This window comes from Dactylosporangium sp. NPDC050588 (genome assembly GCF_040654975.1).
Taxonomy (GTDB): domain Bacteria; phylum Actinomycetota; class Actinomycetes; order Mycobacteriales; family Micromonosporaceae; genus Dactylosporangium; species Dactylosporangium maewongense.
Genome location: NZ_JBFAJA010000001.1, coordinates 237,696 through 264,603, shown reverse-complemented (window position 1 = coordinate 264,603; position 26,908 = coordinate 237,696). Strand labels below are relative to the sequence as shown.

The following is a 26,908-nucleotide window of genomic DNA, read 5'->3' as shown; positions in this document are numbered from 1 at the left end:
CCAGTCCTCCACGCTCAACACCCTCCAAGATCATCAAAGAGGAGGGGTCAAGATTCAAAAACCCGCTGGGGGTCAGTCTTCAGGAAGCCGCGACACGAACTACCCCAGTTGATGGAGTTGGGACGGTTCCCCGCGGCATTGGCTTTGGTGAAGGCCATGCTCGACCCGGTGTTGGCCGGGGTGGCGGCCGGGCGGTGGGATCCGGCGCGGGCCACCTGGGTCGTGTAGGACAGAACATGCGAGCCGACTGGTAAGCGCCCCAGCGCACAGGTCGCCTACCATTTCACCGCGTCCGGTAGCGTGAAAAGCAATAAATCGAAATCCGGGAGCGCCTCGATACAGGCCGAACGCCGGGCGGAGTACCAGGACCGGACGGTCTCGCGGCGCATTCTCGAATCACCGGCAATGTCTTCTACCGGTTGTAGGTGATCGTTGGGACGACGGCTCGCCGGTAGTGCCTTGTCAAGAAGGATCAGCCTGCTGCACGTCAGGCGAAGCGCATCCATCTGTTGGGTGTCATTCAACTGCTCATACTCATGACTGAACGGGCTCATCGCTTTGTACGCGTCCCAGCTGTCGCCGGGTCGATCCGAGAGCAACGCTGTCACCACGTGGTTCACCCAGTCGCGGTCAGGTTCGACTTCGATGGCGCGTGAACGCGCGGCGTCGGCAAGCATAGTCAAACACGAACGCAACTGCCATTGTTCGACTGCCTTGCCTGATCGATGCTGCCAGACAACCGCCGCCGTCAGGAAGCCGAGCAAAGCAGGGGTCGCGGCAGGAGTTGGACCGCCGCAGTTGCCACAAGGGTCACTACCCGGAAGGTTGAGTCGCCACGCAGGCCAAGTCGGGGCGTCGACTGGGTGCGACTGTTGACTTTTCAGCACATGGCAGTCTGGAGCGTGGATCCGCCGTCCGGACGTCCGACCGTAGCTGACACGCAGCCAGCCTGGTCCCGGAAAGGTTGAGTCCTCGAACTGCGGCGACGCAGGCAGCTGAACGTGACCACCTTGCCCGTCCACCGCGGCAACACAGGCATCAACGAACTGGCTCGACGTTGCCCAGACATCATCCGGCACCCGATTCGCCAGGGATCCGTGGCGCGACCAGTTCATTGTATCGGAGAGCAGTTCAACCATCGGCTCGAGAACCGCACCCACCGTCCCCTCCGCACGGTCGGAAGGGGGCGACGTTTCGGTGTCGAGGCTCGCCGCAGCAAGCAGATCTCTGACCAGATCGACGGGCAGGCCTTTGAGCACAGGAAGCGCCGCGTCGACCAGGGCTCGCCGGTCGGCTCGCCATAAGAAGTGCGGCGAAGGTATCGGCCAGTCGTGTAGATCTTCGATGGAGCGTACGGTCCTCGCATACATGCGGTCATACGCGTCCGGCATCATCCGCGAAGGATCGGCGACGAACTCCCGCTCGTACTTAGCCTGATATTCACGTCGCTCGACTGTCTGCTTGTCCCGCTCCGCCTGCTCCGTCGCCGACAACGCGGGCCAGCCGGCCCAGGCGATTACTAGACGCCGACTTGTCACCTCCACGACGGCTCCGCGCCGCACGGAGACACCGCCACCTTTCGCCGGCTCCAAGATCTTTACTTGCAGCCGCTGCCCGCCGAGCTTGGGCGCGAACGACAACGCCTGAGACATCTTGATCCCAGCCGTTCTCGCGATATGCGTATTCCGCTCCGACCTCGATCTCGGCTATCCGCATAGATTGATGATGCCGGGCACCCACGCGGAACGCAACGCGCTTAAACCGCCGGCCGGCCCTGTCGGTTCGTCGCCGCTTCGTGGAGGTACACCGAGTCCTCGACAGGAGAGACCAGCGCTACAGGAGCCGTGCGGAAATCCAAGTGCGCTACGGTGATCAACGCAACGGCTTGCCGCATCGTGTCGACCGCGACTCCGTCCATGTTTGTAGCCGAGACGGCTCCAGACGCACGCGCACAACTCTGACCAACGGATGAGGTGCGCGTACAGGCCTGCTCCCCCGCACGTCATCCCGCTCTGTCCACTCGTTCGGTCGAGGTGCGCGGCCAGTCCTTAGCCTCCGGCAGTAGGTCGAAGACACGGTTCATCGAGTACGGCGCATACACCGTTTCCGACTCGGCGATCTCGATCCAATCCGCGTCGGTGATCTGGAACATCCACAAGGCGTCCATCTCGAAGTCACCGGGCGCCTCGGGCAGGTAGCTCATCTCGGTTTTCATGCCGTCGAGGTCGAGGCCGTCTCCACCGACCCAACCATCGAGATAAGACCGTGCGGCCTCGTCGAGCATCAGCAATTCGGCGATGGTGTGCGGAACCGGTGGACGCCCGTGTGCGAGTTCGTCGCACAGATCGGCACAAGCTTGCGCCAGCCGTAGGAAGAATTGCGGCGGCTGCGCGATCAGTGACTGCGGAAACGAGGAAGCCGGCCCTTGAACACCCCACATCAGCTCCTCGGCGTGTTCCACCAGCGCGTCGGCTGCCTCCGCCAACGACTGGTACAGCGCGGCAGCCCAGCGCGGACCCACTACCGTGAACATGCAGGCACAGGGTTCTTCGTCGTCCGCCAGAACGTCGGTCTGGCAGGCGCACGAACCACCCGGAGCGCACTGATTGACCGGTGGGCGCTCGCCCGGTCTTTCGGCATGACCGGCGCAGCCATCGCACAGATCGCAACCGTCGGCCGGACAGCCGGCGGTCGGGAACAGTGCCGCCCAGTCGATAGGTGCTCTGGGATCGGGCAGCTTCGGCGGGTCGAGTTCGGTGATGAACCACGAAGCGAGGAAGTCTCGCTCGTCATCGGGACCGACGCGCTGTTCATTGGCCTGGTCCAGGCTGGCTCGGACGCTGGCGGGCAGGCTGGCCCACAGGCCGGAAAACTGCTCCAGTCCTCGGCTGGACGCGTTGAGAATGTTGCAGATGGCGACGGCATCGTGTGGCCAGTCGACGGTGGCGACCGCGTCGATTTCCTGGCCGTTGCCCTTGTCGACGATCGCCATAACGCGCGACTTGGTTGTGGTGTGCTGAGGGACGAATGCAAGCACTTTCTTGGACATGGGGACTCCTCCGGTGCGCAGACAGGCGCGCGTGCCGGCTCGTGAAACGACGTGGGTGCGCGCTGGTTGTCCCGGTGCTACCGAAGACTCCGTTTCGCGGTCCATAGACCGTAGCACTGCCGCTTGCGCGAGACAATCCGCGTGGGCGCGGGAGCGCACGCTCACCGAATGCGAGACGCGAGGCATGGCGATTGACCGATCACCACCGGACCATCGGTTTGATGCCCGGAACTCATCCGCCCTCTGCGTTCCAAGCCTTCGACGCACTCGGCACAGCTACGGAACATGAGCGGGTGACGGCTTGCGCGCAACCTCGCGCCGGTGCGGCGCAAAAAATGCCTATCACCGGTACGCATCGTTGCGCGGCCTGGTGACGGTCGATCATCCTCTGGGGATCGAGACTGCGCCAAGGCGGCCATACAAGCATGTCGATCAACGGCCTAGCGAGCCCCGGGTAGTCCGATTCCGGCATCCTGGGGAAATCCCGGCCCAGGCCCATCTTGGGACGCGTTTTTGCAGCTCAGAGATCACTTTACATAAGATCACCCAGATCTACGAGGGCACCAACCAGGTCCAGCGCATCGTCATGGCCCGCCAGCTGCTCAACGGCTAGGCCCGGCTGTTGACGGTGTTGTCGTGCCGTTTGTCCGACAGTTCGGTTCGGGACGCGCATTCGGCGTGATGGATTCTTCGGATGGAGGCGATGGGCTCGCTGAACCCCCGATTCGGCGCCGAGCTGCGCCGGCGGCGCGAGGATGCCGGCTGGTCACTCAGCCGGTTCGCGGCGGAAGTGCACTACACCAAGGGGTATCTCAGCAAGGTCGAGACCGGGCAGCGGCCCGTCAACGTCGAGTTCGCCCGGCGCTGCGACGCGGCGCTCGGGTGTGAGGGTGCGCTCGCCGCGCTGGTCGAGCCGGTGGTCGCCGGTGCGCCCGCGCCGCCGGCGGCCGAGGGTGACGGCGTGTGGGTCCTGACCATGGACGCGCTCGGCGCCGGCGGGTTCGCGGTGGCGAGCCGTCGTGGGCTGCTGCGCTGGGTGGCGTCCGCGATGTTGCCGTCGGGGCTCCGGCGCATCGTCGCCCCGGAGCCCGGGCCGGCGCACGGCGCGGACAGGTCGGCGCTGGAAGGCTTCCGGGCGATGTTCGAGCAGGTGCGCGCGCTGGGGCAGCACGCCGACTCCGAGATCCTGCTGCCGATCCTCGTGGCACAGACCAACGCGCTGCGGGTGCTCGGCGTTCGTTTGTCCGGACGGGAGCGCGGCGATGCCTGGCTCCTCGGGTCCCGCTACGCGGAGTACCTCGGCTGGATGGCGCAGGAGAGCGGGCGCGACCAGGAGGCGGCATGGTGGACCGGCCAGGCGGTCGAATTCGCCCGCAACGGCAACGATCGCGAGATGGCCGCGTACGCCCAGGTGCGCCGAGCCCTGATCACGATGTACCAGGGAGACGCAGCCGCGACGATCGCGCTGGCCCGGCAGGCGCGCGAGACGCCGTGCCGGCCGAGGATTCGAGGGCTGGCGGCCCAGCGGGAGGCCCAGGGCCACGCGCTCGCCGGGGACCACCGGGCCTGCCTGCACGCCCTGGACGCGGCGCGCGAACTGCTCGCGTCCGACCCCGGCGGTGACGGGCCGGTGCTCGGCAGCAGCAATGTGCCCGATGTCGTGGCCATGTCGACCGGCTGGGCACTGCTGGACCTCGGCCGCCCGGGGCCCGCGGCGGAGACCATCCGCGGCCAGTTGGCCCTCGTCCCGCCGGGTGCGCGGCGGACGCGCGCCCGGTACGGCACCCGGCTGGCCCGGGCCCTGGCCGTGTCGGGCCAGCTCGACGAGGCCTGCGTCGTGGCCGGCCAGGCCCTCGACGACTACGACCGGCTCGGCTCGGCGACGATCCGCGCCGACCTGCGCGAGCTGGCCCGGACGCTGCGCCGCTGGCCCGGCCATCGGGACGCCCGCGTGGTGAGCCGTCGGCTCACCACGGCACTGTGGTCTCCGGACGGATCGGCGCCGGGCGCGGCCTAGGCCGACGGGCAGGGGGCATGGGTGCCTTTCGTCTTCTTGTAAATGCGGTAGCCCGTCGCATCGCCGCTCAGCGAGTAGGTGTTGTCCCAGCGCAGGCACGTCTCGTTCTCGCTGCCTTTCGGACCGAAGCCGGCGTTCTGCCGGCTCCGGAAGGTGATACGCGCCAGCACGCCCGCCCCGCCGGGCTGGACGCTCCACAGGACGACATCATCGTCGGTCGTCGTCGTCATGCTGTCGATGAACGACGATCGCTCCTTGAGGTTGTCTGCGTGCACGATGCCGCCGGCCGGGTCGTAGACCGCGAGCGCGGCGTCCCAGTCGCGGTTGTTGATGCCGGTGAAGTACTGGTCGAACATGCGCCCCACGGCGACGGCGGTCCGGTCGGCCCCGGGGGGCAGCGTGACGATGCCGGCGGCGGAGGGCGCGACGGGCACCGCCGGCGCGGTGGTCGTCTGCGTCCGCGTCGGATAGGTCGTCGGCTCGTCCTCGCCCACGCCGCTGTCGAACGGCGCGGAGCCGGACGAGGTGCCGCTGCGGTCCGCGGGCCGCTCGTGATCCTTGTTGGCGACGAACCCGATGATGCAGATCACGACGACCAGCGCCAGGGCCAAGACGGCCCACTGCCGCATCGTCAGCGGTCGTGAAGCGCCGCCCGGCCGGACCGGCGGGGCCGGTGCGAGAGGGACGGCCGGCGGCGGCGCGGGCACGGTGACCGGCGGGGCGGGCACGGTGACCGGGGCCGGCGGCGCGGGCATCACCACCGCTGTCGAGGCGCCCGGCTTCGCCGCCTCGATGGCGTCGATCCACTCGTCCCAGCCAGGGCGTTCGTCCGGGGCCAGCTGAGCCTGCCGGGCCAGGTCGGCCAGGGCCGGGAACCCGGGACGCAGCTCCTCGGGATCGCACAGCGACTGGTCCGAACACAGCACCCGGATCACCATGAGCCCGAACTTGAACCGGTCGCCGGCCTTCGTCCCCACCGGCTCGCCGGACGGCAACTGCCAGTCCGGGGTCTCCACCGGCGGCAGGGGCGAGCGGCCACGCACGGTCATCGCATCGCAGTCGAGCAGGAAGCAGCGCCAGTGGAACGCGGTGAACAGGAAGTTCCGCGGCGAGAGGTCCCCCACGACGACGTCGTCGGCGTGCAGCGCGAGCAGCATCCGGGCCGCGTCCAGCAGCAGGTTCAGCCGCAGGCTGGGCGATGTCAGCAGGTTGATCCGGTTGGTGTACTCGGGCGGGTTGAGCAGGTAGTCCAGCCTGACCGGCGTCAGCGTGCCGGCGCTGTTGGGCAGGTGGAGGTTGCCCCAGAACACCTCGGGCGCCTGCGGCATCAGGAAGCCGCACACGGTGTCGTGCTCGTCGCGCACGAGTGCGACGGGCCACGCCAGCTGCGTCTCCAGCAACGCCCGGAAGCCGGGTCCGGCGTGACCCGGATGCGCGATCATGTCTGCCAGCACGTCCTGCTCGAGCTCGCGCAGCACGCCGGGCTCATACCGCTTGAACGCCATCGGTCCGGGAAACGCGCCCGGCACCCGGACCTGCGTGACCACGCCCTGGCCGCCGTCGCCGAGGAGGCCGACCGGCTCCAGGTCGGCCAGCCGCACGGACGTCACGGCCGGGCTGCTCATCGCGGCCGCCCGGGCCGCGACCAGACTGCGACCAGCGTCCGGTCGTCGTCGAAGGTCTCCCGCGAGAAGCCGGCGACGTGCGCGAAGCCGAGCATCGGCGGCGGCTCGGCCAGGGTGTGCGCCAGCAGCGAGCCGACCAGCCCGGTGCCGTCACCGAGCGGGTCGCCGATGCCGTCGGTGCCGACCAGCAGCACACCCGACGGCGGCAGCGGCACCTCCTCGGCGCGCAGCGTAACGGGCACCCTCGGCAGCGGCTCGACCGCGGAGCTCAGCGGCCCGCCGCCGCCGTGCTTGACCCGCAGGATCGGCCGGAAGGCGCCGTCCTGCAGCAACCAGGCCCCCGAATCGCCGACCTGCACCACGCTGACCAGCGGGCCGGCGGGGCCTGGCCGAACGCCGCCGGCGACCAGGGTGGTCGCGAGCCGCCGCTCCACATCGGCCGGCGTCTCGCCGGCACGCAGCCCGTGATCGCGGTCGCGCAGCATCGCGCGGGCGGCGGCCGCGACCACCCCGGCCCAGTCGACGGTCCCGGACTCATCGAGCATCCGCCACGCCGCGGACAGCGCGCATGACGCGGCGATTCTCGCCCCGATGTCCGCGAGCGGCGCCGACGAGACGCCGTCCGCCACCGCGAACAACACCGTGCCGGTCGGTGGGTGCAGCGTGATCTCGGCGTGGTCCTGCCGCGGCCGGCCGGCGTGGCGGTGGGCGTCGCCTCTGATGCTGGCCAGGCGCACCGTGAAGTCCGGGGTCGACCAGCCGTCGCAGATGGTGTCCGGGGGGACGCGCCCCACACTGGGCCGGGGTTCGAACACCATCGAGCCGCGATCGACCACGATCGGGTCCCACTGCCCGCGCCGCGGGGGGTTGTGCACCCGCGGCTCGTCGATCTCCTGCGGGGTCGTCATCACACCACGTCGATCACGAGACGGAAGCCCTCCGGCGGGTTCATGACCAGCTCGGGCGAGCCCGTGGCCAGCGTCCGGCCGGACTTCACCACGCTCTTGGTGAGCTCCACGCAGAACTTCGCGACCGATGCCCCGACGTCGGTGCTGGAGGCGGCGATGAAGGCATACCGCGGCTCGGTCGCGACGGACAGGATGATCTCCGCGTCGGCGTCGCCGATGCCGCAGGCGATGATGTTCGGCGCGGCGGGGGTGCGGGCGCGGTCGACGAGCCGGGCATGGATCGGCTCCCAGGCCCGGCCGTCAGTGGGTTCGCCGTCGCTGAGGAAGTAGACGGCCGGCCGGTGCACCTGGTAGCCGCCTCGCTTGAGCTTGCTGACGTCGTCCGGGATCCGCCGCTCCAGCTCCGCGAACGCGGCGGCATAGCTGGTCCGGCCGCGCTTGGCCAGCCGCGGCAGGTCCGTCAGCGTACGGATGTCGGCGAGGTCCAGCCGCAGCACCGCGTCGTCGGAGAAGCCGATGACCGACAGCCGTACCTTCGCCGCCGCCATCGGTTCCGCCAGCAGCGCCGCGTGCAGTGCGTTGAGGCCGGCCTCCAGCTCTGCGATGTTGGAGCCCATCGACATGGACTCGTCGACGAGCAGGTAGATGGGCAGCAGTTGGCCCCGGATGTCCGGCATGGAGTGATAAGCCTCTCTACCTCGGATCGAGATCGGGTTCGGTGGCGGGCACGAAGCCCGCAGGACCGCGGAAGTTCGCGGCCTGGTCGCCGTCGAGCACGGCCTGCCCGTACCGGAGGATGTGGTCGCGGGCGAAGGCGAAGAAGTAGTTGACCGCGGCCGTCGCGCTGCCCGCCGGCGCCACGAACGCCAGCTCCGGGCGGGTCGCCAGCCGGCGCATCGTCGGGGCGGCGGCGGCACCCAGACCGCAGGCGACGACGTCGGGCGCGAACCGCTGCACGGCGCGGTCGACCAGCGCTCGGTGCGCGTCCGGCCAGAACGTCGGATCGGCGGGCTCGCTCAGGCTCAGCAGCAGCACCTGCGGCCGCCGCGTGCTCGGGGTCTCCTGCTTCAGCGCGAGCATGTCAGCGTCGAGATGTTCGGTCAGCCAGGTGAAGGCCGGGGCCAGGCGGGACCGGCCGGCCGCCGCGGCGATACTCGGCAGCATCGCGCCCGGCCGCCGGCGGCTGAGGGGCGACACCAGGGCGAGGCCGTCGCTGCACCCGAGCAGCCCGAGCCGGACCACCGCGGCGATCCGCGGGTCCGCGGCGACGGCCTCGCTGAGGTCCGCGAGCCCGTCCCTGATCAGCGACAGCGAGCCGTTGGCGCCGAACGGGACGTCGACGAGGACGTACACCGGAATGACGCCGGGCAGCGGAGGCTCGTCCGGCGGACGCGGCGACGGGACGCCTGACACCGCGACCGACGGCGGAAGCGGCTCGTCCCAATCGTCGTCGGCCGGTGCCGGCGCGAGCGACGCGACCGGCTGCATGACCGGCGTAAGGGCCTCGCGGCGCATCTTCTCGACGTCCACGGCCTGCAGGAGCTTCTGCTCGACCATGAACCGGAGGCGGTCCTCGGCGCGGGCCCGCTCGGCGTCGTCCCGCTCGATCTGCGCGGCCTGCAGCTCGGCCAGCATTTTGAGGGTCTCGAGCGTGTCGCCCGGGTTGCGCTCGAGATGCAACATGACCATGTCCTGGATGTTCATCGGCCGTCCCTGCAGGGCGATCCGCTCGCGCTCGTTCCGGTCGAGCTCATGCATCTGCCGCACGACGTCCAGCTCGTTGGTGCGGTTGGTCGTGTCCCGGTCGGTGTCGTGGCGGGCCGCGCCGAGGGTGTTCTCCCGCCGGGCCGTCTCGATCGCCCGCAGGTGCTCCTGCGCGGCCTGATCGGGCGCGAGCCTGGCCCGGCACAGGAACAGGTCGATGCAGCCGCCGATCTTGGTGACCCCGCGGAACTGCTTGTTGACGGCCTCCTGGGCCGCCTGCGCCTTCTCGATCGGGAATCGCTCGGTGATATCCGCTACCGCGTGGATGAGGAAGGTCGACACCACCCCGAGCCCGTCGCGGATGTCGTTCAGGACCACCTCCTTGACGCGGCTGGGGTCGACCCGGAACCCGATCGTGAGCGCCGCCTGGAAGTAGTAGACGCCGCCCTGGGCCGGTGGCGGCATGGTGCGCAGCTCGATGTTGTGGGTGTGGCTGCTCAGGTCGACCTCGTAGCGGGTCCGGACACGCCCGTTGAGGTTGTTCGGGCGGCGCCCGGGGCCGGCGGCTTGGGGCACATAGAGGTTGCCGTCAGCCAGGCCGTACACGACGGCGACGTTCGGCGTGACGGCGCGCTGCAGGCTCTGCAGCCGTCCGACCGGCTCGGCGCTGAGCAGCAGCGGAACTTGGTTGGTCATGCGACGGCCCTTCCGGGATAGACGGGTGCGGTGAGTGCCCCGATCGCGCTCGCGATCTGCGGTAGCGGCAGAAGTTCGTCCTCGCTGTTCCACTGCCACGCGAGACGCTGGATGATCGCGCCGGCCCGGGCGTCGTGCTTGAGCACCGAACGCGCCAGCTTGGTGAGCGCGTCGCGGAGCGACGGGTTGCTCTCGGCCATCGCGGCCCAGCTGCGCAGCACGCGGTGTGCGAACTCGGACCGGGGACCACCGGCGGTCAGGACCCAGACCAGCATCTGCACCAGGCGCCGGCGCAGCTCCCCGGACGAGCCGGCCAGCCGCAGCAGCGTGGGCCACGCCGAGACACTCTCGCCGTCGGGGACGTCGTTCTGCAGATCGCTGGCCACGAAGACGAACATCCACTGGCCGGCCTCCGCGCGCCGCTCGTCGTTGGCGCAGCGTTCGATCATGGCGTACAACCGGGGCATCAGCTGCTCCTGGTAGTCGTCCTCCTCAGCCAGCAGCCAGGTCACGCCGCGCGCGATCATGAGCCGGACCCAGAGGTCGTCGACCATCGCGAGGCGATACAGCATGTCGAACGCCACCGTGGGGTCGGCGGCGCCGAGGCCGGTGCCGTGGGCCAGCGCCGCGGTCGACTGCAGGAGCGGCTTCTCGCGGTTGCCGTACCAGCCGGCCACGAGGGCGGTGACGTGCGGCCGCAGCGTCTCCTGGCGCGCGGCGACGCCCAGCGCGGCCGCCGCGGCCTCCCGGTAGCGGAAGTTGTCGTGGCCGGCCCAGGTGTTGAACACGTGCCGGCACAGGTAATCGAACGAGAGCACCGCCAGGTGCCCGAGCGCCTGGCTGGCGAAGACCCGGACCATGTCGCTTCCCGTGGCCACGAGGCCGTCGAGCCAGCTGATCAGATCGTCCTGGATCTGGTACCCGTGCCAAGCCCGCTCCAGTACCCGCTGCGCGTAGGTGCGGTCGATGAACTCGACCGCCATCGTCGGCACGCTCCCCGGCACCTCCTCAACGATCCGGGCCTGCAGCCGCTTCAGCAGCTGCGCGCGGCCGAAGCGGAACACGTCGCGACGGTGCACCTGCTGGATGTCAGCGTTTCCGGAGTGGATGACCGTGTCGCCCTTGACCAGCAGGTCGCGGAGTTCGTGGGCGGCGGCGGACATCTCGTCGTACGACAGTCCGTGCAGCACGGCGAGCGCGATGGCGAACGAGCGCAGCTCGACGTCGCGCAGGTTCTCGAACCAGCCGTCGAACTCGTCGACCCGGCTCTGCAGCACCCGGGCCCGGACGCGGTCCACGTCGATCCGGCCGTCCTCGTCCTGGCAGCGGCTGAGGTGCAGGGCCAGGGTGGCGGCCGTCTCGCAGGTGGCGGTCTCGGTGAGCTGCTCCGCCACGAGGGCCCGGATGTCGGCGGACCCGAGAATCTCCGCGGCCCGGGTTTCGTCGAGCCGGTACTCCAGGTGCCTGAGCAGCACGTGGTGGCGTTCGGGGGCGGCGGGCAGCGTCACCTGGTACCGCAGCAGGTCGCCCTTCGGCAGGGCGGCATCGGTCTCCACGGTCACGACCAGACGCGCATCGGCCTCCTGGAGGGCTGCCTCAAGGCTCAGAAAGGCGTGTTCGTGCAGGCTGGCCAGGTCGTCGGGGTCGGTGAGCAGGAACGCCGAGCCCGGCGGGATCCGCTGGCCGGTGATCCGGTCGGCGAGCCGGGTCAGGTCGACCTGTGGCCGCAGCAGGTAGATGCCGGTGGCCCGGACGGTCTGCAGCAGCCGGATCGCCATGGTGGTGCGACCGTGCCCGCGGGAGCCCCGCAGCAGGGCCGTACGCGTGTCACGGAACTCGAGGCGGAGGGTCTCCCACTCGGCGGGCGGAACGAACGCGTACTGCGCGAAATCCACCTCCGTCGGCGACATCGGCTGCAGGGTCACAGTCGTCTCGCTGCCGGTGAGATTGATGATGATCTTGTCACCCGCGACCCGGTCCCCGCCGTAGATCTCGCGGGCCCGCCGGACATAGCCATTACGTTTGGTGGCCAGGCCGGGCTGGGCGGTGGCGCCCGACTCCGCCGCCGGGTCCGGCGCCGCCTCCCCGTCGGCGCCGGACTCGCCCCCTGGTTTGGCATCGGAGTCGCCGGACTGTTTGGCCGCGTCGCCGCCCTTGTTCGCCGGCGCCGCGCCGGCGTTGTCGGGCGGCGCCGAAGGTGCGGCGGCATCGGCCGCCGAAGCCGGCGCGGCGTCGGCCGCCGGAGTGGCCGCGGCCGGGGCCGGGGCATCCATCAGGGACTCCCGTAGTGATGGTGGACGCCGCCCTCGATCCGGTCGCCCCCGTACTGGTCGCCGACCGTGCTGTCGTGAAGGTTGAACACCACTGAGCGTGACGTGGCCGCTGCGGATGCCACTGGTCGCGCGTCTTCGGCCGGGGCCGGCGATTTCCGGAGTCCGGGCGGCGCCGGGTAACCAGGAAGGTGAACCCAGCACCGGCCGTCGTCGGCGGGCAGATACGTCGACGAGTCGATCCACTTCGGGTTGTCCAGGACCATGGCGGCATAACCGGCCGGCGACAGCACGACGGCGACGCGGGCCTTGGTCGCCTGGTCGAGGATCGAGTCCAGCACGGGCTGGGACAGCAACCGGACGGCGGCGTCGGCAGCGTCCGGGCCGGGGCCACCGAGCCGCCCGCACTCCACGGCCAGCCTGACCCGGTGGACGCCGCCGTGGTCGAGCATCGCCCGTAGGTTGTCGGCGAAGCGGGTGATCACGCGCACCGGAGGCGTCGCGGCGGGGACGAACACCCGTGCGCCGCCCAGCTGGTCCTCGATGACGCAGCCGTCGAGCCGGGCGTCCAGCGCCGCGCGCTCCACGGCCGTCCGCACCTCGGCGACCGCCGCGGCGCGCTGGTCGTCCGTGGTGGTCCGGTCGAAACGGTCGATGCCGACCAGCGCCACCGTGCCGTCGCGCCCCACCGGCTCCGTCCGGGCCTCCACCCCGAGCAGGGTGAGCACCTTGTCGACCACGCGCTGGACGTCGTACTCGCCGCGGCGGCTGGAGATCCGGTCGTACTGACGATCGGCCAGCCCCGCGATGTCCGGCGGCAGATGGTCGGCCCGCAGGAGCGGCCGCTCCGTTTTGTCGCCGACGAGCACGGGCACGACGGTGATGTTCCGGCCGAGGCAGAACGCGATCTCCTGGCGCACGAAATCGTCGGGGTTGTCGTAGGGTCGCTGCCCGTCCGGTCCCGGCGCATCCCATTTCGGTCCGATGATGGCGAGCAATACCTCACACCGGGACAGGCTGCCCCACAATTCGGCTTGCCACTCGCGGCCGATTTCGATCGACCGGGTGTCGCGAAACACCGCCGATTCGCCGAGTTGTTCACACAGGAGCCGATCGATCAGTTGAGCGACGAACGGCTCGTCCCTGGTCTGGTAATTCACGAAAACGCGCATGATGATTCGTCACATCCGAGCCAGGCGTGGGAGAAGCGGTGACCTGCGATGAGTGAGGCCAGCCTGCCAGCAACTCAGATCCGGGAACAAGTGGATATGCGTGCCGAACATCAATAGACAACAGGAAACACCTGGCCGGGTTTTGCCCGAGCCGGCCGACCGATCGGCGGCACCCGCCAACTGATCGGCTTCACTCGATCGAGTGAAGCCGGATGCTACGGTCCGGCCGGCGGCAGGGCTGAGGTATTGACGACGTCGCGATCGCGCAGCTTGCGGTACACCGACTCGGAGGTGAATCCGCCGATGAAGCCGACCGCCAGGACGAAGAAGGTCAGGCTGCGGGTGCCGGGCGCGGTGAACAGGCTTGGGTTCGTGGCCAGCTGGGCCGCGATGAACAGCAGGAACGCCACGGTCCCGGCCGCCGAGCCCAGGGCGGCGGCGCGCAGCCACTGCATCGCCCCGTCGTAGACGTTGCGCACGACGGCGCCCCACGTCGAGGCCAGCAGCGGCGCGGCGACCAGCACGGCGACGTTCTGCCAGGTGCCGGCCGGAACGGCGTAGGCGACCGGGATCGTCAGCAGCGTGAGCACCAGCAGCGCCATGGCAGCGGTGAGGCCCACGGCGGTGCGGCGGCTCGCGGCCCGGCGATCGTGCTCGAGCGCGGCCGCCCGCCCCCGGTTCTGCCGGTGCTGCCCGAGGAGAACCGCGACGACCTCGGCTGCCCGGTGCTCGGCCGGGCCGGCGGCCAGGACCGCGATGTCCTCCTCGGCCGCGACGCCGGTTGCCGCGAGACGCCGCCAGACGCGTTCGGCGGCCCCACCGAACGTCGCCACAGGCGCGACGGCGATGCCGCGCGACAGCGCGATCAGCCCGGCGGTGAAGGTGGAACGGCCGCCCCCGACGAGCAGGACGGCATCGACCTCCAGCAGGGTCCGGCAGAAGGCGACCTCCCAATCTCCGGTCGGATCGGGTGCCGCCAGGAACACCTGCGGATGAGCGTTCCGCTCTGGAAACGCGCCATCCGAGCCGAAGCGCCCACGAACCAGAATCGAGTGTTTCCCGGCACTTCCGGATTCGACATAACCGGCGACGACGGCACCTTCGATATAGCCCGGATCACTGGAGAACACGGCGATTCGGCATCCTGCGGCCGCCAGTTCCCGCCCTATGGCCCGGGCCGCCTGCGACACGGCTTCACGATTGCGCACCTCCGGCTCGTACGAGCGGCTCGCATCGGCACTTCCCACGATTGCCACCACCGGCTGCATTCGACAAATATACGGGCATCGAGCCGATGGCGGAGCGGTCGAATCGTTCAGACGCTCAGCCGACGGATCAGTCCGGTTCGGCGCCTTCCGTGATGTGCGTGTTGATCCGATACATGCCCGCGCCGGACAGCGCGCCGATGTCACGGCCGGCATGTCGGTCTTCGACCCTGGTATTTGAGAGCCGGACGCCGGGCAGGGTCAGCCAGGGCCGCGGCGGGAATGACGCAAGTCCGAGCTGTAGGGCGAGTAGGACCTGTGGGTGGCGGGACGACGCGCTACGGCTGTGGGGTGTCCTGTCCGTGGTGGGGGTCTGCGGTGGTGTGCGGGAGTCCGACCAGGCTCAGGACGTGGTGGGCGGTGGAGCCGGCGGGGGCGTACACCTGCAGGGGCTGCTGCCGCTGCTGCGTGCCGGGGCGGGTGCGGTAGAGCTCGGCGACCGCGGCGCTGGCCAGGTGGGTGACGGCGGTCAGGTCGACGATGAGGTCGTGCGTGCCGCCGAGGGTGTGCCGGTCCAACTCGGCGCTGAACTCCCGCACCGTTTCGGCGTCGAGGGGGCCGTGGACGGCGATGCGGCTGCTCGGCGCGTTCGGCTGGTCGAGGATCAGCAGCAGGTCCGCCTGCTTCCGCGGCGTGGGGAGGATGCCGGTGTTGATCCGGTCGGCGGTGAGCAGCCGGGCCGGCCGGGACAGCCGGCGGCGGACGGTGACGGTGGTGCCGTCGTCGCGGCGGTCGACGTCGAGGTGATCGGTGAGGCCGGCGGCCATGGCGAGGCCGAGCCCGTGGTCTTCGCGGAACCTGTCGTCGCCGGGTTTGGCCCGTTCCTGCCAGCGGCCGTTGTCGGCGACGGCGAGCCGGGCCTCGCCGTGGTCGTCGATGTCCGCGGTGACGGTGACGGTGACGTCGGCGGTGTCGGGCCGGGCGTGTTCCAGCGCGTTGGTGAACACTTCCACGACGGCGTGCAGGAACGCCACCCGGTCTTCCTCGCCGGCGCCGAGGCCGGCGGCCCACTCGTTGACGGCGTCGCGGATCACCGCCAGCGGGGGCGGCGTGCCGGGTCCGCCGAGGCGCACCGGCGGCACCGGCCGGCGGCGCGCGGCGGCCAGCAGGGTGATGTCGTCGGCGTGCCCGGTCTGCCGGACCAACAGCTCCAGGGTCTGCGTGCACGCTCTGTCGGCGAGGGACGAGTCGGTGTCGCCGTGGAATCCCCGCCCGGCCACGACGTCGCTGAGGACCTGGGCAAGTTCGGCGGTCGCGGCGGCGGGTTGGCGGCCCGGTCGTTCGACGAGGCCGTCGCTGTACAGCAGCACGACCTCGTCCGGTGCGAGCCGGTCCTGCGACAGCGTGTACTTCGCCGCGGTGCCCAGCGGACCTTCCCCGGACGTGGGGAGGAACCGGGCACCGTCCGGCCCCGCGATCAGCGGCGGCGGGTGACCGGCCGAACACCAGGTCAGCGTGCCGTCGGCCGGGTCGAGGAGGACCACGCACACGGTCGCGGCACGGGCAGCCGGGACGCGGCGGGCCAGCCGGTCGGCGGCGGCGAGGGCGGCGAGGATGTCACCGGTCTCGTCGAGCGGGTCCTGCAGCACCGCGCGCAGCTGCCCCATCGTGGCCGACGCCTGCACGCCGTGCCCGACGACGTCGCCGACGACGAGGGCGACCCGCACGCCGGGCACCGGCACGGCGTCGAACCAGTCGCCGCCCGCGGCGGTGTCCTCGGCGGCGAGCAGGTAGGCGGCGGCGATGTCGGCCTGCGGCAGGATCGGCAGCCCGGACGGCAGCAGCTCCCGCTGCAGCGCGTCGACGACGTCGCGGGCACGTTCGTGGCGGCGCTGCGCCTCGGCCGCCTGCGCGACGGCCGCCTGCCGCTCACGCACCCGCGCGGTCACGTCCTGGACGTGCACCACCACGCCGGTCACGGCATCGCCGGACCCGCGCCGCGGGGTCGCGTCGAAGTCCAGGAAGATCTCCACCGGCTCCCCGGCGTCTGGGCGGTCGTAGTGGATGCGGAAGTCGCGGACCGACTCCGGCTGCCCGGTGGCGAAGACGCGGTCGAAGATGGCGCTGACCCGTTGCCCGAGCGGCTCCGGAAAGGTGGCCAGCAGCGGCGTGCCGATCACGTCGTCGCGGCCGATGAACTGCCGGTACACGCCGGTCAGCGCCGCGATCCGATGCTCCGCCCCCTCCATGGCGATCACCATCAACGGCATCTCGTCGAACAACCGGTAGACGAACTCCAGTTCGCCCGCAGGCCGCGGCTGGTGATTCCGGTCGTCCCCGTCCGGCGCGGCCACCATGATTCATCCTTCCGAATGCGACACCTACCTCTCTGGGATACCACCCCGGGGCACCATGTACACGGCCGCCATGGTCATGCGGTCGCGCGGATCCGGCCGGGCGGTGCGGTGGGGTCGGCGGGTCGCGCCGGCCCCACCGCGTGGGTTCGCCTCAGGCGTCGTCGTCGAGGACCGTCAGCCAGGCGAAGCCGTCGCCGATCGCGGCGCCGGTGGGGGCCGAGATCGTGATCTTGTAGCGCAGCGTGGCCGTGTTGACGGCCGTGTTGCCGTTGAGCGGCACCTGGATCGTCGCCTCGGTCGCGCCCTTGGGGATGGTGACCGGGAACGACAGCAGTGGCACCTGGCCGGCGGAGGAGGACCCGCTCGCAGCCGTCTGCACCTGCACGGTCGCCGCCTCCTTGAGCTTGCCGCTCAGTGACAGCCGCATCGTCGCGGTGCCGGGGCCGTTGCCTTCGGACACCGTCGTGTCGGCGATGCTGACCAGCACCGCCGAGGTGGCGACGCCACCGCCGACACCCGGGGTGTCGAACGCGACGTCGGACAGGTAGGCGCCGCCGGACGGGGTGGCCGGCCGGACGATCACGGAACGGACGCTGGTCAGGTCGACCCCGGACAGCGTGGCGATCGGCAGCCGGACCGTGCGCAGCCACGTCTTGCCCAGCCGGCTGATCCCGTTGGCCGTGTTCGTCGACGCCGGGAACGGGGTGAGCGCCGGGCTGACGTCGCCGACCCGCACGGTCGCGGTGCCGCCCGCCTTGTCGACGAGCGTGACCGCGAGGTCGACGTCGCCGGCGGCCGTCTCGTCCCGCGCCACCCGGAAGGTGAGCGCGTCGTACTTCGTGACGTTCCACTCGCCCGGGCCCAGCGCGACCCGTACCTCCGGCGACACCGACGCCGCGCTCCACTGCAGCCGCAGGACCGGGCTGACCGGCACCGACGGGGCGAACGTCGCCGGCGTCCAGTGCGGGATCTTCGAGGTCGCGGTGGTCGCCGAGCACGGGGTGTCCCCGGGGAGCACCCGCGCGGCCACGCTGTAGCAGTACGCGCCGAGGTCGAAGCCGGAGACCGAGACGTTGCCGGCCGGGCGCTCCAGCGGCGCGAGGTCCAGCCGGCGCGAGCCGGGCTGCTGGGCCTGGGCGTGGACCACGGCCCGGCCCGCCGACGGCACCGTGCCGTTCGTGCCGTCGAACAGCGGGAGGAACACCGTCTCGCCGCCCTGCACGAGCCGGAAGAAGCCGGCCATGTACGCGGTGCCGACGGCCCGCTGCTCGGCGGCGGTCAGCCGGGCCGGGCCGGCGCTGCCGCACACCTCGTCGTTGGCCGGCGACCAGTCGTCGCTGGACGGCGCGACGGAGACGCCGGGCGTCCACTCGGTGTTGAAGAAGTTGTGGTCGGCTCCCATGATCATGAGCGACGACCGCAGCACGTTGTCCCGCACCGAGTACCGGGTGTCGTCGTAGAAGTGCTGGCCCTGCTGGTTGGAGACGTCGCCGTCGCAGTACGGCAGCAGGACCGCCATCGGTACGTCCGGCAGCGTCGGCCGGCCGAAGTCGACCGGGGCGAGCGGCAGGACCGCCCTGATGCCGTACGGGTGCTGCCGTTCGGCGTTGAGCAGCGCGGCCTCGACCACGCCCTCGCCGCCGCGCGAGTGCCCCATCAGCCCGACGTTGGACAGATCCAGCCGGCCGGCGAGGGGGTGCCCCGCGGTCGTGGCCCACTTCGCCAGCAGGTCCAGGTGGTCCATGACCAGCTGCCCGCGGGCCACGGCCCCGTTGTCGTCGGTGAAACTGGCGTCCTTGGCGTTGATGCCGTTGGCGCTGATCGACACGACCACGTACCCGTGGGTGGCCAGGGCCTGCGCGGTTTCGGTGTACCCGAGATAGCTGTCGATCGGAATGAACCCGGCCGCGCACGGCCAATTGGTGTTGTTCGTCGCCCGGCTGACCGGGTTGTAACAGGCCGAATGGCGGCCGTGCAGGAAAATCACGACCGGGCGGGCGCCTTTCGCGCCGGCCGGTGCGTAGACCGCGGCCCGGATCTCGGCCGGCAGGTCGCTCAGACCGGGCAGCGTCGTCGCCGTGTCGCCGAGGTCGTAGTCGATCCGCTCCACCTGGAACGGACCGGGCTGCGCCGGGTCCGTGTACAGCTGCTTCTTGAGCAGGCCCTTGGGCGTGGTGGGGGCGGCGGCGGACCGCGGCGGCGCCGCCTTGGATCCTGGCACCACCCCGTTCCAGGCGACGTCGACGCGCTGTGCGGTGGCGACGGCGGCGTCGGTGGTCTCCACGATGAGACTCAGCCCGTCGGCCGATTCCTTCGCCGCCCCGATGACGCGCCCGTCGACGGCGAGCTCCGGCACGGCGTCGCGGACCGGCAGCGGCTCGTCGAGCCGCAGCGTCACCCGCGCGCCGCCGTCGGGTAAGGCGTCGACGGTGAAGCCATTGGAGCCGATCGGCTCGTCGCCGGGGTCCGCGGCGGCGGAAGATACGAAAAGGCCTGCTGCGGCGATGCAGCCGGCGAGTATTGCGGACGGAAGCCGGACTCGACCCCGAAGGGGTGCGAAACGGACCATATGCGACTCTCCCTATTTCGCACTGAAAGCTTCAGCGCGAAATGGAAAATACGAATGACCCGTTCCAGGAGATCGCCGATAAAGAAACGCCCGGGTTACCGCGCCGCACAGCATTGTTTCGACGGTCACAACTGATATCAGGCAATAAGCCATCTCTCGAAACGCTGAGTGGCCGTCATGCATCGGGGGCGCCGCGTCGTCCGTCCGGAGCCGGATCGGGGATCGCTCGGCCGATCTGCCGGCTCGGCGGGACGGCTTATCGTGGCCCGGTGGCGCGGCTCGACTTCCGGATCCTGGGCCCGCTCGAGGCGCGGACGCCGGGCGACGAGCCGATCGACCTCGGCGCCCGCAAGCAGCGCGCGGTGCTGGCGATGCTCCTGCTCGAGCCCCGCCGGGTGGTCTCGGTCGACCGGATCGTCGAGGGGCTGTGGGCCGGCGCGGCACCGGCGAGCGCGACCGGCACGATGCAGGCGTACGTCTCGCAGCTGCGCCGCGTCCTGGAGCCGGACCGGCCGCCGCGCACGCCGCCGGCGGTGCTGCTCACCCGGGATCCGGGATACCTGCTGGCGGTCGACGGCGAGCAGATCGACGCGGTGCGCTTCGCCGCCCGCGCCGAGGCCGCCCGCCAGGCCCTCGGCCGCGGCGACCTGTCCGCGGCCGAGCGGCTGCTGGGCGAGGCGCTGGGCGAGTGGCGCGGCGACGTGCTGGCCGACCTCGCCGACGAGGCGTTCGCCGCCGCGGCCGTGGCGCACCTGCACGAGCTGCGCGACGCCGCGCACGAGGACCTGGTCGACGTCCGGCTCGGCACCGGCCGCAACGGGGCGGCGATCGCGGAGGCGCAGGCGCTGCTGGACCGCCGCCCGTTCCGCGAGCGGTCGTGGGGTCAGCTCATGCTCGCGCTGTACCGCGAGGGGCGGCAGGCGGACGCGCTGGCCGCGTTCCGCCGCGCCCGCGCGCTGCTCGACGAGGAGCTGGGGCTGCCGCCCGGGCCCGAGCTGCGCGCGCTGGAGGCGACGATCCTGCGCCACGACCCGTCCTTGACACCGCCGCCCGCGCGGGAGGCCCTGACCGCCGCCGGGACCGCCGCCGCACCGGCGGCGGAACAGCAGGCCGCGGCACCGGCCGGGCACCAGGCGGCCGCAGCAGGGCAGCAGGCCGCCGAGCCGCTCGTGGGGCGCAGCGGCGAGGTCCGCCGCGTCGCCGAGCGCATCGAGCTGGCCCGCGGCGGGGCCGGCGGCGTGCTGCTCGTCGCGGGCGAGGCAGGCCTGGGCAAGACCCGCCTGGCCGAGCGCGCGGCCGAGCTCGCCGGCCAGTCCGGGCTCGACGTGGCGTGGAGCCGGTGCGTCGAAACGAGCGCCACGCCGGCCTTCTGGCCGTGGACGCAGGTGCTGCGCGCCCTGCCGGAGACCGACGCGGTGCGGGACCTGCTCGACGTGCTCACCGGGCGGGGCGAGAACCGCTGGCGCGCCGAGGACCCGGACACGGCCCTGTTTCACCTGCACGAGGCGGTGGGCGACATCCTGCGCGCGCACGCCGCCGCGCGAGCGCTGCTCGTCGTCGTCGACGACCTGCACGTCGCCGACGCCTCGTCGCTGCAGCTGCTGGCGCACCTCGCGCCGGCGCTGCACCGGCTGCCGATCCTGGTGCTCGCCACGCTGCGCCCGGAGTCGGCCGACGCCGGCCCGGCGCTGCGCGAGACGCTGGCGCTGCTGGCCAACGAGCGCGGCGCCGAGCGACTGCGGCTGGGCGCGCTGACCGCTGACGACATCGCCGAGTACACGGCCGGCTTCGCGCCCGGGCACCGGGACCGGCCCGGCGGCGCGGTCGCCGCCGCGCTGCTGGAGCGCACCGGCGGCAACCCGTTCTACCTCAAGGAGCTGCTGCGGCTGCTGGACAGCGAGCACCCCGGCGGGTGGGGCAGCGCGCAGGCGGTGGCCGGGACCGGGGTGCCGGAGAAGGTGCGCGACGTCATCACCCGGCGCCTGTCCCGGCTGCCCGAGCGCACCCGCGCGCTGCTGGAGACCGCCGCGGTCATCGGGCGGGACGTGGACCCGCTCCTGCTGGAGGCGGCCACCGAGGACCGGGGCGAGGACGTCATGGCGGACCTCGAGCCGGCGGTCGAAGCCAGCGTGCTCCTGGAGGTGCCGGACGGCTGGGACTACCGGTTCTCCCACGCCCTCGTGCGCGACACGGTCTACGGCGGGCTGAGCCGCCTGCGGCGGGCGCGGCTGCACCGGCAGGTCGGCGAGGCGCTGGAGGCATTCGACCGCCCGGACGACCCGGACCTGCTCGGGCGGCTGGTGCACCACTTCACGATGGCCGCGCGGCTGGGCGTCGCGGAGCGCGCGGTGCGGTACGCGACCCGGGCCGCCGAGGTGGCGATGGCGCAGCTGGCCTACGACCAGGCCGCCCGGTACCTGGAGTCCGCCCTCGGCGCGCTGGACCCGACCCGCCCGGGCGCCGCCGCTTCCCGGTGCCGCCTGCTGGTGGACCTGGGCGTCGCGCGGCGGGCCGCGGGCGACGTGGCAGGCACCCGCACCGTGCTCGACGAGGCGCTGACCCTGGCCCGGCAGCTCGGCGACGACGAGCTGGCGATGGACGCCGCGACGCTGTTCGGCGGGGTGACCCTGTGGTTGTGGCGGCCGTACCTGACGGTCGACGAACGCATGACCGGCATCCTGCGCGAACAGCTGGACCGGCTGGACCCGGACGACCGCTACCGGCGCGCGGTGCTGCTCGGCACGCTCGCCGTCGAGCTGTACCACAGCCCCGACCGTGAGGTCGGCGAGGCGCACGCCGCGGAGGCGGTGCGGCTGGCGCGCGAGCTCGGCGACCCCGAGCTGCTGGCGCGCACGCTGAACAACTACTGGAACGCCGCGTGGGTGCCGCACCGCGAGGCGGAGCGCCGCGCCGCGGTCGACGAGCTGCTGACGATCGCGCCGCTGCCACCGACCGTCGAGGCGACCGCGCGGCTGCACCGGATGATGACCGAGGTGATCGCGGGCGACGTCGCGGGGTTCGACGCCGATCTGGCCCGCTGCGTGCGGCTGGTCGAGGGGATCCGCACGCCGGTGCTGCCGGCGCAGGTGCGGTATGCGCAGTCCGGGCGCGCGATGCTGGCCGGCCGCTGGGCGGAGGGCGAGCGCCTGGTGGGTGAGGCGTTCGCGCTGCAGGAACACACCAGCCTGTGGGGCGCGCAGTGGATCCGGCTGGCGTTGCTGTACACCATCCGCCGCTTCCAGGGCCGCCAGGGCGAGCTGCGCGACGAGCTGGTGCGCTACGCCGACGAGCCGCCGTACTCGCTGCTGCGCCCGACCGCCGTGCTGGCCGCCTGGGAATCCGGCGACGAAGGGCTGGCCCGGGCGCTGGTCGAGCGCTGGGGCACGGCGCGCGAGCAGCTGTGGGGCTGGGAGTTCGTGGCGTTTCAGTGGGGCCTGATCGCGGCCCGCTTGGGCACGCCCGACCCGCGCGAGCTGTACGACGAGATCGCCCCCTTCGCCGACCGGTTCTGCACCGTCGGCAGCGGATGCGCCACCTGGGGCTCGATGCACTTCGTCCTCGCCGAGCTGGCGGCCCGGCTCGGCGACCGCGACGCGGCGCTGGACCACGCCCGATCGGCCCGCGCCGCGCACGCCCGGCTCGGCGCGGCGCACCTGGTCGCGGCCAGCGACGCGCAGCTGGTGACCCTGGCGAAGCCCTAGCGGCACCCAAGCGCGATACAAACACGCGCCAAGCGGCCTCCGGCACCGTACCGGCATGACCATCGCACTGACTGATCTCCCGGTCACGGCCGGGCCCGTCTTTGTTCCCGGCGACGAGGGCTACGCGGCCGAGGTCGCGTCCTGGAACGTCGCCACCCAGCACGAGCCGCACGTCGTCGTCGGCGCCACCGACGCGCAGGACGTCGCGGCGGCGGTGCGCTGGGCCGGCACCCACGGCATGCCGGTCGCGGTCCAGGCGACCGGGCACGGCGCGGTCCGCCCGGTGACCGGCGGCCTGCTCGTCACCACCGGCCGGATGACCGCCGTCTCCGTCGACCCGGTGACGCGCACCGCCCGCGCGGCCGCCGGCGCGCGCTGGACGCAGGTCGTCGAGGCGGCCGCGGCACACGGCCTCGCGCCGCTGAACGGCTCGTCGACGCACGTCGGTGTCGTCGGCTACACCCTCGGCGGCGGCGCCGGCCCCCTCGGCCGCCGGTACGGCTTCGCCGCCGACCACGTCCGCTCCATCGAGATCGTCACCGCCGACGGCGCGCTGCGTACCGTCGACGCCGACCACGAGGCCGACCTGTTCTGGGCGGTCCGCGGCGGCAAGGGCAACTTCGGCATCGTGACCGAGATCGAGTTCGGGCTGTTCGAGGTCGCCGGGTTCTTCGGCGGCGGCATCCACTTCCCGGGCAGTCACGCCGCCGAGGTCCTGCACGCCTACCGGGCGTGGGTGGCCGGGCTGCCGGAGGAGATGAGCACGTCGGTGGCCCTGCTGCGGCTGCCGCCGCTGCCGCTGCTGCCCGAGCCGCTGCGCGGCGCGTACGTGGCGCACCTGCGGGTGGCGTACCTCGGCACGGCCGAGGACGGCGAGGCGCTCCTCGCCCCGATGCGCGCCGCGGCGCCCGCGCTCGTCGACGACGTGTTATGGCGGCCATACTCGGCCGTCGACTCCGTGCACCAGGACCCGGTCGACCCGCTCCCGTCCCGCGAGCGCGGCGTGCTGCTGGGTGAGCTGACCGCGCAGACCGTCGACCATGTGCTGGAGGTCGCCGGGCCCCAGGTGGAGGTACCGCTGATGATGGTGGAGATCCGGCACCTCGGCGGCGCGTTCGCGCGGACGCCCGCCACCCCCAACGCCGTGAGCGGGCGCGGCGCGCAGTACTCGCTGTTCGCCATCGGGCCCGGGCTGCCCGAGCTGGCGCCGGTCGTCGACGAGGTCACCGACCGGCTGCTCGCCGTGGAGACGATGCCGGGCGGCCTCATGAACTTCTCCGGCCACGCCGCCCCGGAGACGCTCCTGGCCAACTGGGCGACCGCCGACCGGGACCGGCTGCTGCGCATCAAGCGCTCCTACGACCCGACGAACGTCTTCTCCAGCGGCCAGGCCCTGGTCGGATAAGCCCCGCGCGACCCATTGTGGGCGATGCCCGCCCTAGCGGCCGCACACGTCCACGCCGGCGTCCTGCAACCGCGCCCGCACCTGCTCGCCCTCCGGGTGGTCGAGCAGGTGCGGGCGCGGCAGGCCGTGGGTCGATCGGCGGACTGCGGCACGTCCGCGCCGTGACGGTGCCTGATGTGTAGAGAAGTGTCGCTTCAGACCGCGGCCCCGATGCCGCCGAGCGTGCTGGCGTCGCGGTATTCCACCCGCCAGGTCCTGACCGTCCGATCGGCCCCAGCAGAGGCACACAATTGGCCGACGGGGTCGAATGCGACGGCTAGGACCGCATCGGTGTGACCGATGAGCGGCGCCGCATACGGCCGCTCGTCACCGACGAGCCACAATCGGACCGACCGGTCGTAGCTGCAGGTCGCCAGCAATGACCCCGTGCGGATCACCGCGGCGCGCCGCCGGTGCCTTCTCGTCGCCCGCGCCAGGACGTCGCCGCCGCCGGTGATCCCGGCGACCTGCGCCCGCATACCGGCCGCGAGCTGCGCCGCGAGGTCCTCAGGCTTCTCGATGTCGATGCTCATCGTCGTGCTCCATTCGGGACGGGAAACGGCTGAAGGTCCCAGGTGGCGGTCAGCTCGCGAAGGCGGGACAGACCCCGCGAGGCGGTGGACTTGACCGTGCCGACCGAACAGCCGAGCACATCGGCGGCCTCGGCCTCGCTGAGCTGTTCCCAGTACCCGCAGCACCAGCACGGCCCGCTGCCGCGGCGGCAACTGGGCGAGCGCCTGCATCAACACCTGCCGCAGCGCCACGGCGTCCGCGCCGTCCGGTTCCTCCGGCGGCTCCGCCAGCAGCGCCACCTCCGACCGCCGCCGCCGCACCCGCCCTTGGTCGACGGCTAGGCGGCGCAGATATCGTTCGGGGTCCTCACGCACCCGTCCCCACGAGCGCATCAACCGCTCCAGCGCCCCCTGCAGCAGGTCCTCGCCCGCCACCCTGCTGCCCGTGAGCAGCACCGCCGTGGCGAGCAAGGCACCGCCACGCTCCGCGACGAGGGCGTCCAGCCCGTCGAAGCCGCGTCTCCAGAACACAGGCTCTCCTTTCGTCGCGGTCATGACGACCCCGCCACCCGGAAGGTTGAGTCGCCCCGCTGAAAATCCCGTCGCACCCCTCAGGTAAGGTTGAGAAACCGACGCGGGGTGGAGCAGCTCGGTAGCTCGCTGGGCTCATAACCCAGAGGTCGCAGGTTCAAATCCTGTCCCCGCTACAACCTTGGCGGCCCCTGCTTCGCGGCGGGGGCCGCTTGCCGTTCAGGTTTTCGCATCCCCCGCGCGAGCGGAGCTCGCTCCCCACAGGGGGAGCTCGCCCCCTCAAGACCGTCGGTGGTTGCACTACTTGCGGACACGTCGGGCTGGTCGTCGGTTTGTCCGCGTCGCTTCGCTTGCGGACTGCAGGGGAGCTTCGCCCCCTGCAACCCCACGATCGGCGCCGCTTGCGCTGGCCATGGACAGCACCGCCGAACGGAAATCGCTCCCCGCAGTGGAGCTTCGCCCCAATCTCACCCGCAAAGCCGTCGGTGGCCGGTCCGCTCGCGGACACGTCGGGCACGTCGACGGCTTGCCGCATCGCTTCGCTTGCGGACTGCGAGGGAGCTTCGCCCCCGCTACCTGCAACCCGTGCATCCCCTGCACCCCCGACCGGCGCCAATGTGCACCGGCTGTGGACAGCACGGCCGGACGGAACTCGCTGCCACAATGGAGCTTCGCCCCACCCTCGCCCCTTCAACACCGTCGGTGGTTGCGCCGCTCGCGGACACGTCGGGCACGTCGACGGACTTGCCGCGTCGCTTCGCTTGCGGTCTGCCGGGGAGCTTCGACCCCTGCAGACCCCGCAACTCCGACCGGCGCCGCTTGTGGGCAGCACGGTCGAACGGAAGACGCTCCTCACAGTGGGGGCTCCGCTCCGTCTGCGCCTTCTGTACATCGGGGTGGGCTGACGGTTGGCTTCCAGTCCTGCCGCCGGCAACGGCGTCCAGGCCGGTGGTGGACGGCTCCTTCGACGTCTCGTGGCACTGCGGCGGAACCGCGGCCTTCGTTGCGCTCCATGTCCGCCGCGACGCCGGCGATGGATAGGTCGCAGCTGGGTCAGTGGCTCCTTTGGCGCGCCGTAGGAGCGCTCTGTTGGCCGCTGGTTCAGCACCGTTTGCATCCAGTCCACCCCCGTTGCTGGCTGGTCTCAT

General features: G+C 71.6%; 17 protein-coding genes and 1 tRNA gene. 5 read left to right on the top strand and 13 right to left on the bottom strand.

The annotated features are described in order from the left end of the window. Positions 1–275: 275 nt before the first annotated feature. Together AB0I21_RS01185 and AB0I21_RS01180 are read right to left on the bottom strand one after the other, a co-directional pair. The gene (locus AB0I21_RS01185) at positions 276–1,652 is read right to left on the bottom strand and encodes a hypothetical protein (RefSeq protein WP_360558106.1); all 1,377 of its coding nucleotides are present in this window, start codon (positions 1,650–1,652) and stop codon (positions 276–278) included. 350 nt (positions 1,653–2,002) lie between these two features. Beyond that, complete coding sequence (locus AB0I21_RS01180; RefSeq protein WP_360558104.1) at positions 2,003–3,049, bottom strand: hypothetical protein; 1,047 nt, start codon at positions 3,047–3,049, stop codon at positions 2,003–2,005. 694 nt (positions 3,050–3,743) lie between these two features. Between AB0I21_RS01180 and AB0I21_RS01175 the strand changes: the two genes are divergently transcribed. Further along, a complete protein-coding gene (locus tag AB0I21_RS01175; protein WP_360558102.1) occupies positions 3,744–5,066 on the top strand; it encodes a helix-turn-helix transcriptional regulator in 1,323 nt (440 codons plus the stop codon). On the opposite strand, the gene AB0I21_RS01170 is transcribed toward AB0I21_RS01175, so the two are convergent. The 9 genes from AB0I21_RS01170 to AB0I21_RS01130 form a co-directional block, all read right to left on the bottom strand. Continuing rightward, positions 5,063–6,676, bottom strand: a complete 1,614-nt coding sequence (locus AB0I21_RS01170; protein ID WP_360558101.1) for a hypothetical protein — start codon at positions 6,674–6,676, stop codon at positions 5,063–5,065. The genes AB0I21_RS01175 and AB0I21_RS01170 overlap by 4 nt on opposite strands. Before the next feature lie 11 nt (positions 6,677–6,687). Further along, a complete protein-coding gene (locus tag AB0I21_RS01165) occupies positions 6,688–7,599 on the bottom strand; it encodes a protein phosphatase 2C domain-containing protein (protein WP_360558100.1) in 912 nt (303 codons plus the stop codon). Continuing rightward, positions 7,599–8,276, bottom strand: a complete 678-nt coding sequence (locus AB0I21_RS01160) for a VWA domain-containing protein (protein ID WP_344501674.1) — start codon at positions 8,274–8,276, stop codon at positions 7,599–7,601. The genes AB0I21_RS01165 and AB0I21_RS01160 overlap by 1 nt, the downstream gene beginning before the upstream one ends. Before the next feature lie 16 nt (positions 8,277–8,292). Beyond that, complete coding sequence (locus tag AB0I21_RS01155) at positions 8,293–9,999, bottom strand: hypothetical protein (RefSeq protein WP_360558098.1); 1,707 nt, start codon at positions 9,997–9,999, stop codon at positions 8,293–8,295. Further along, complete coding sequence (locus AB0I21_RS01150) at positions 9,996–12,272, bottom strand: hypothetical protein (RefSeq protein WP_360558097.1); 2,277 nt, start codon at positions 12,270–12,272, stop codon at positions 9,996–9,998. Before AB0I21_RS01150 ends, AB0I21_RS01155 begins: the two co-directional genes overlap by 4 nt. Further along, positions 12,272–13,441, bottom strand: coding sequence for a TIR domain-containing protein (locus tag AB0I21_RS01145; protein ID WP_360558095.1), 1,170 nt, complete (start codon positions 13,439–13,441; stop codon positions 12,272–12,274). Before AB0I21_RS01145 ends, AB0I21_RS01150 begins: the two co-directional genes overlap by 1 nt. A gap of 215 nt (positions 13,442–13,656) precedes the next feature. Then, entirely contained in the window at positions 13,657–14,709 is a 1,053-nt protein-coding gene (locus AB0I21_RS01140; protein WP_360558093.1) for a hypothetical protein, read from the bottom strand. A 275-nt stretch (positions 14,710–14,984) separates the two neighbouring features. Further along, a complete protein-coding gene (locus AB0I21_RS01135) occupies positions 14,985–17,003 on the bottom strand; it encodes a SpoIIE family protein phosphatase (RefSeq protein WP_360558091.1) in 2,019 nt (672 codons plus the stop codon). A gap of 151 nt (positions 17,004–17,154) precedes the next feature. After that, positions 17,155–19,572: a hypothetical protein gene (locus AB0I21_RS01130; protein WP_360558090.1), complete on the bottom strand. Its 2,418-nt coding sequence runs from the start codon at positions 19,570–19,572 to the stop codon at positions 17,155–17,157. 269 nt (positions 19,573–19,841) lie between these two features. Here AB0I21_RS01130 and AB0I21_RS01125 point away from each other — a divergent pair, with 269 nt between their 5' ends. The 3 genes from AB0I21_RS01125 to AB0I21_RS01115 are packed head-to-tail and all read left to right on the top strand — an operon-like array spanning position 19,842 to position 24,843. After that, positions 19,842–23,273, top strand: coding sequence for a BTAD domain-containing putative transcriptional regulator (locus tag AB0I21_RS01125; RefSeq protein ID WP_360558088.1), 3,432 nt, complete (start codon positions 19,842–19,844; stop codon positions 23,271–23,273). A 55-nt stretch (positions 23,274–23,328) separates the two neighbouring features. Further along, positions 23,329–24,678 carry an FAD-binding oxidoreductase gene (locus tag AB0I21_RS01120; RefSeq protein WP_360558086.1) on the top strand — a complete coding sequence of 450 codons (1,350 nt, stop codon included), beginning with the start codon at positions 23,329–23,331 and terminating at the stop codon, positions 24,676–24,678. Between the two features lie 24 nt (positions 24,679–24,702). Further along, positions 24,703–24,843, top strand: coding sequence for a hypothetical protein (locus AB0I21_RS01115; protein WP_360558084.1), 141 nt, complete (start codon positions 24,703–24,705; stop codon positions 24,841–24,843). Between the two features lie 29 nt (positions 24,844–24,872). Here AB0I21_RS01115 and AB0I21_RS01110 read toward each other — a convergent pair whose 3' ends face one another. Further along, complete coding sequence (locus AB0I21_RS01110; RefSeq protein WP_360558126.1) at positions 24,873–25,196, bottom strand: hypothetical protein; 324 nt, start codon at positions 25,194–25,196, stop codon at positions 24,873–24,875. A gap of 50 nt (positions 25,197–25,246) precedes the next feature. Beyond that, complete coding sequence (locus tag AB0I21_RS01105) at positions 25,247–25,369, bottom strand: hypothetical protein (protein WP_360558082.1); 123 nt, start codon at positions 25,367–25,369, stop codon at positions 25,247–25,249. A 493-nt stretch (positions 25,370–25,862) separates the two neighbouring features. Between AB0I21_RS01105 and AB0I21_RS01100 the strand changes: the two genes are divergently transcribed. Then, positions 25,863–25,936: transfer RNA gene (locus tag AB0I21_RS01100), tRNA-Met, on the top strand. Positions 25,937–26,908 lie beyond the last annotated feature (972 nt).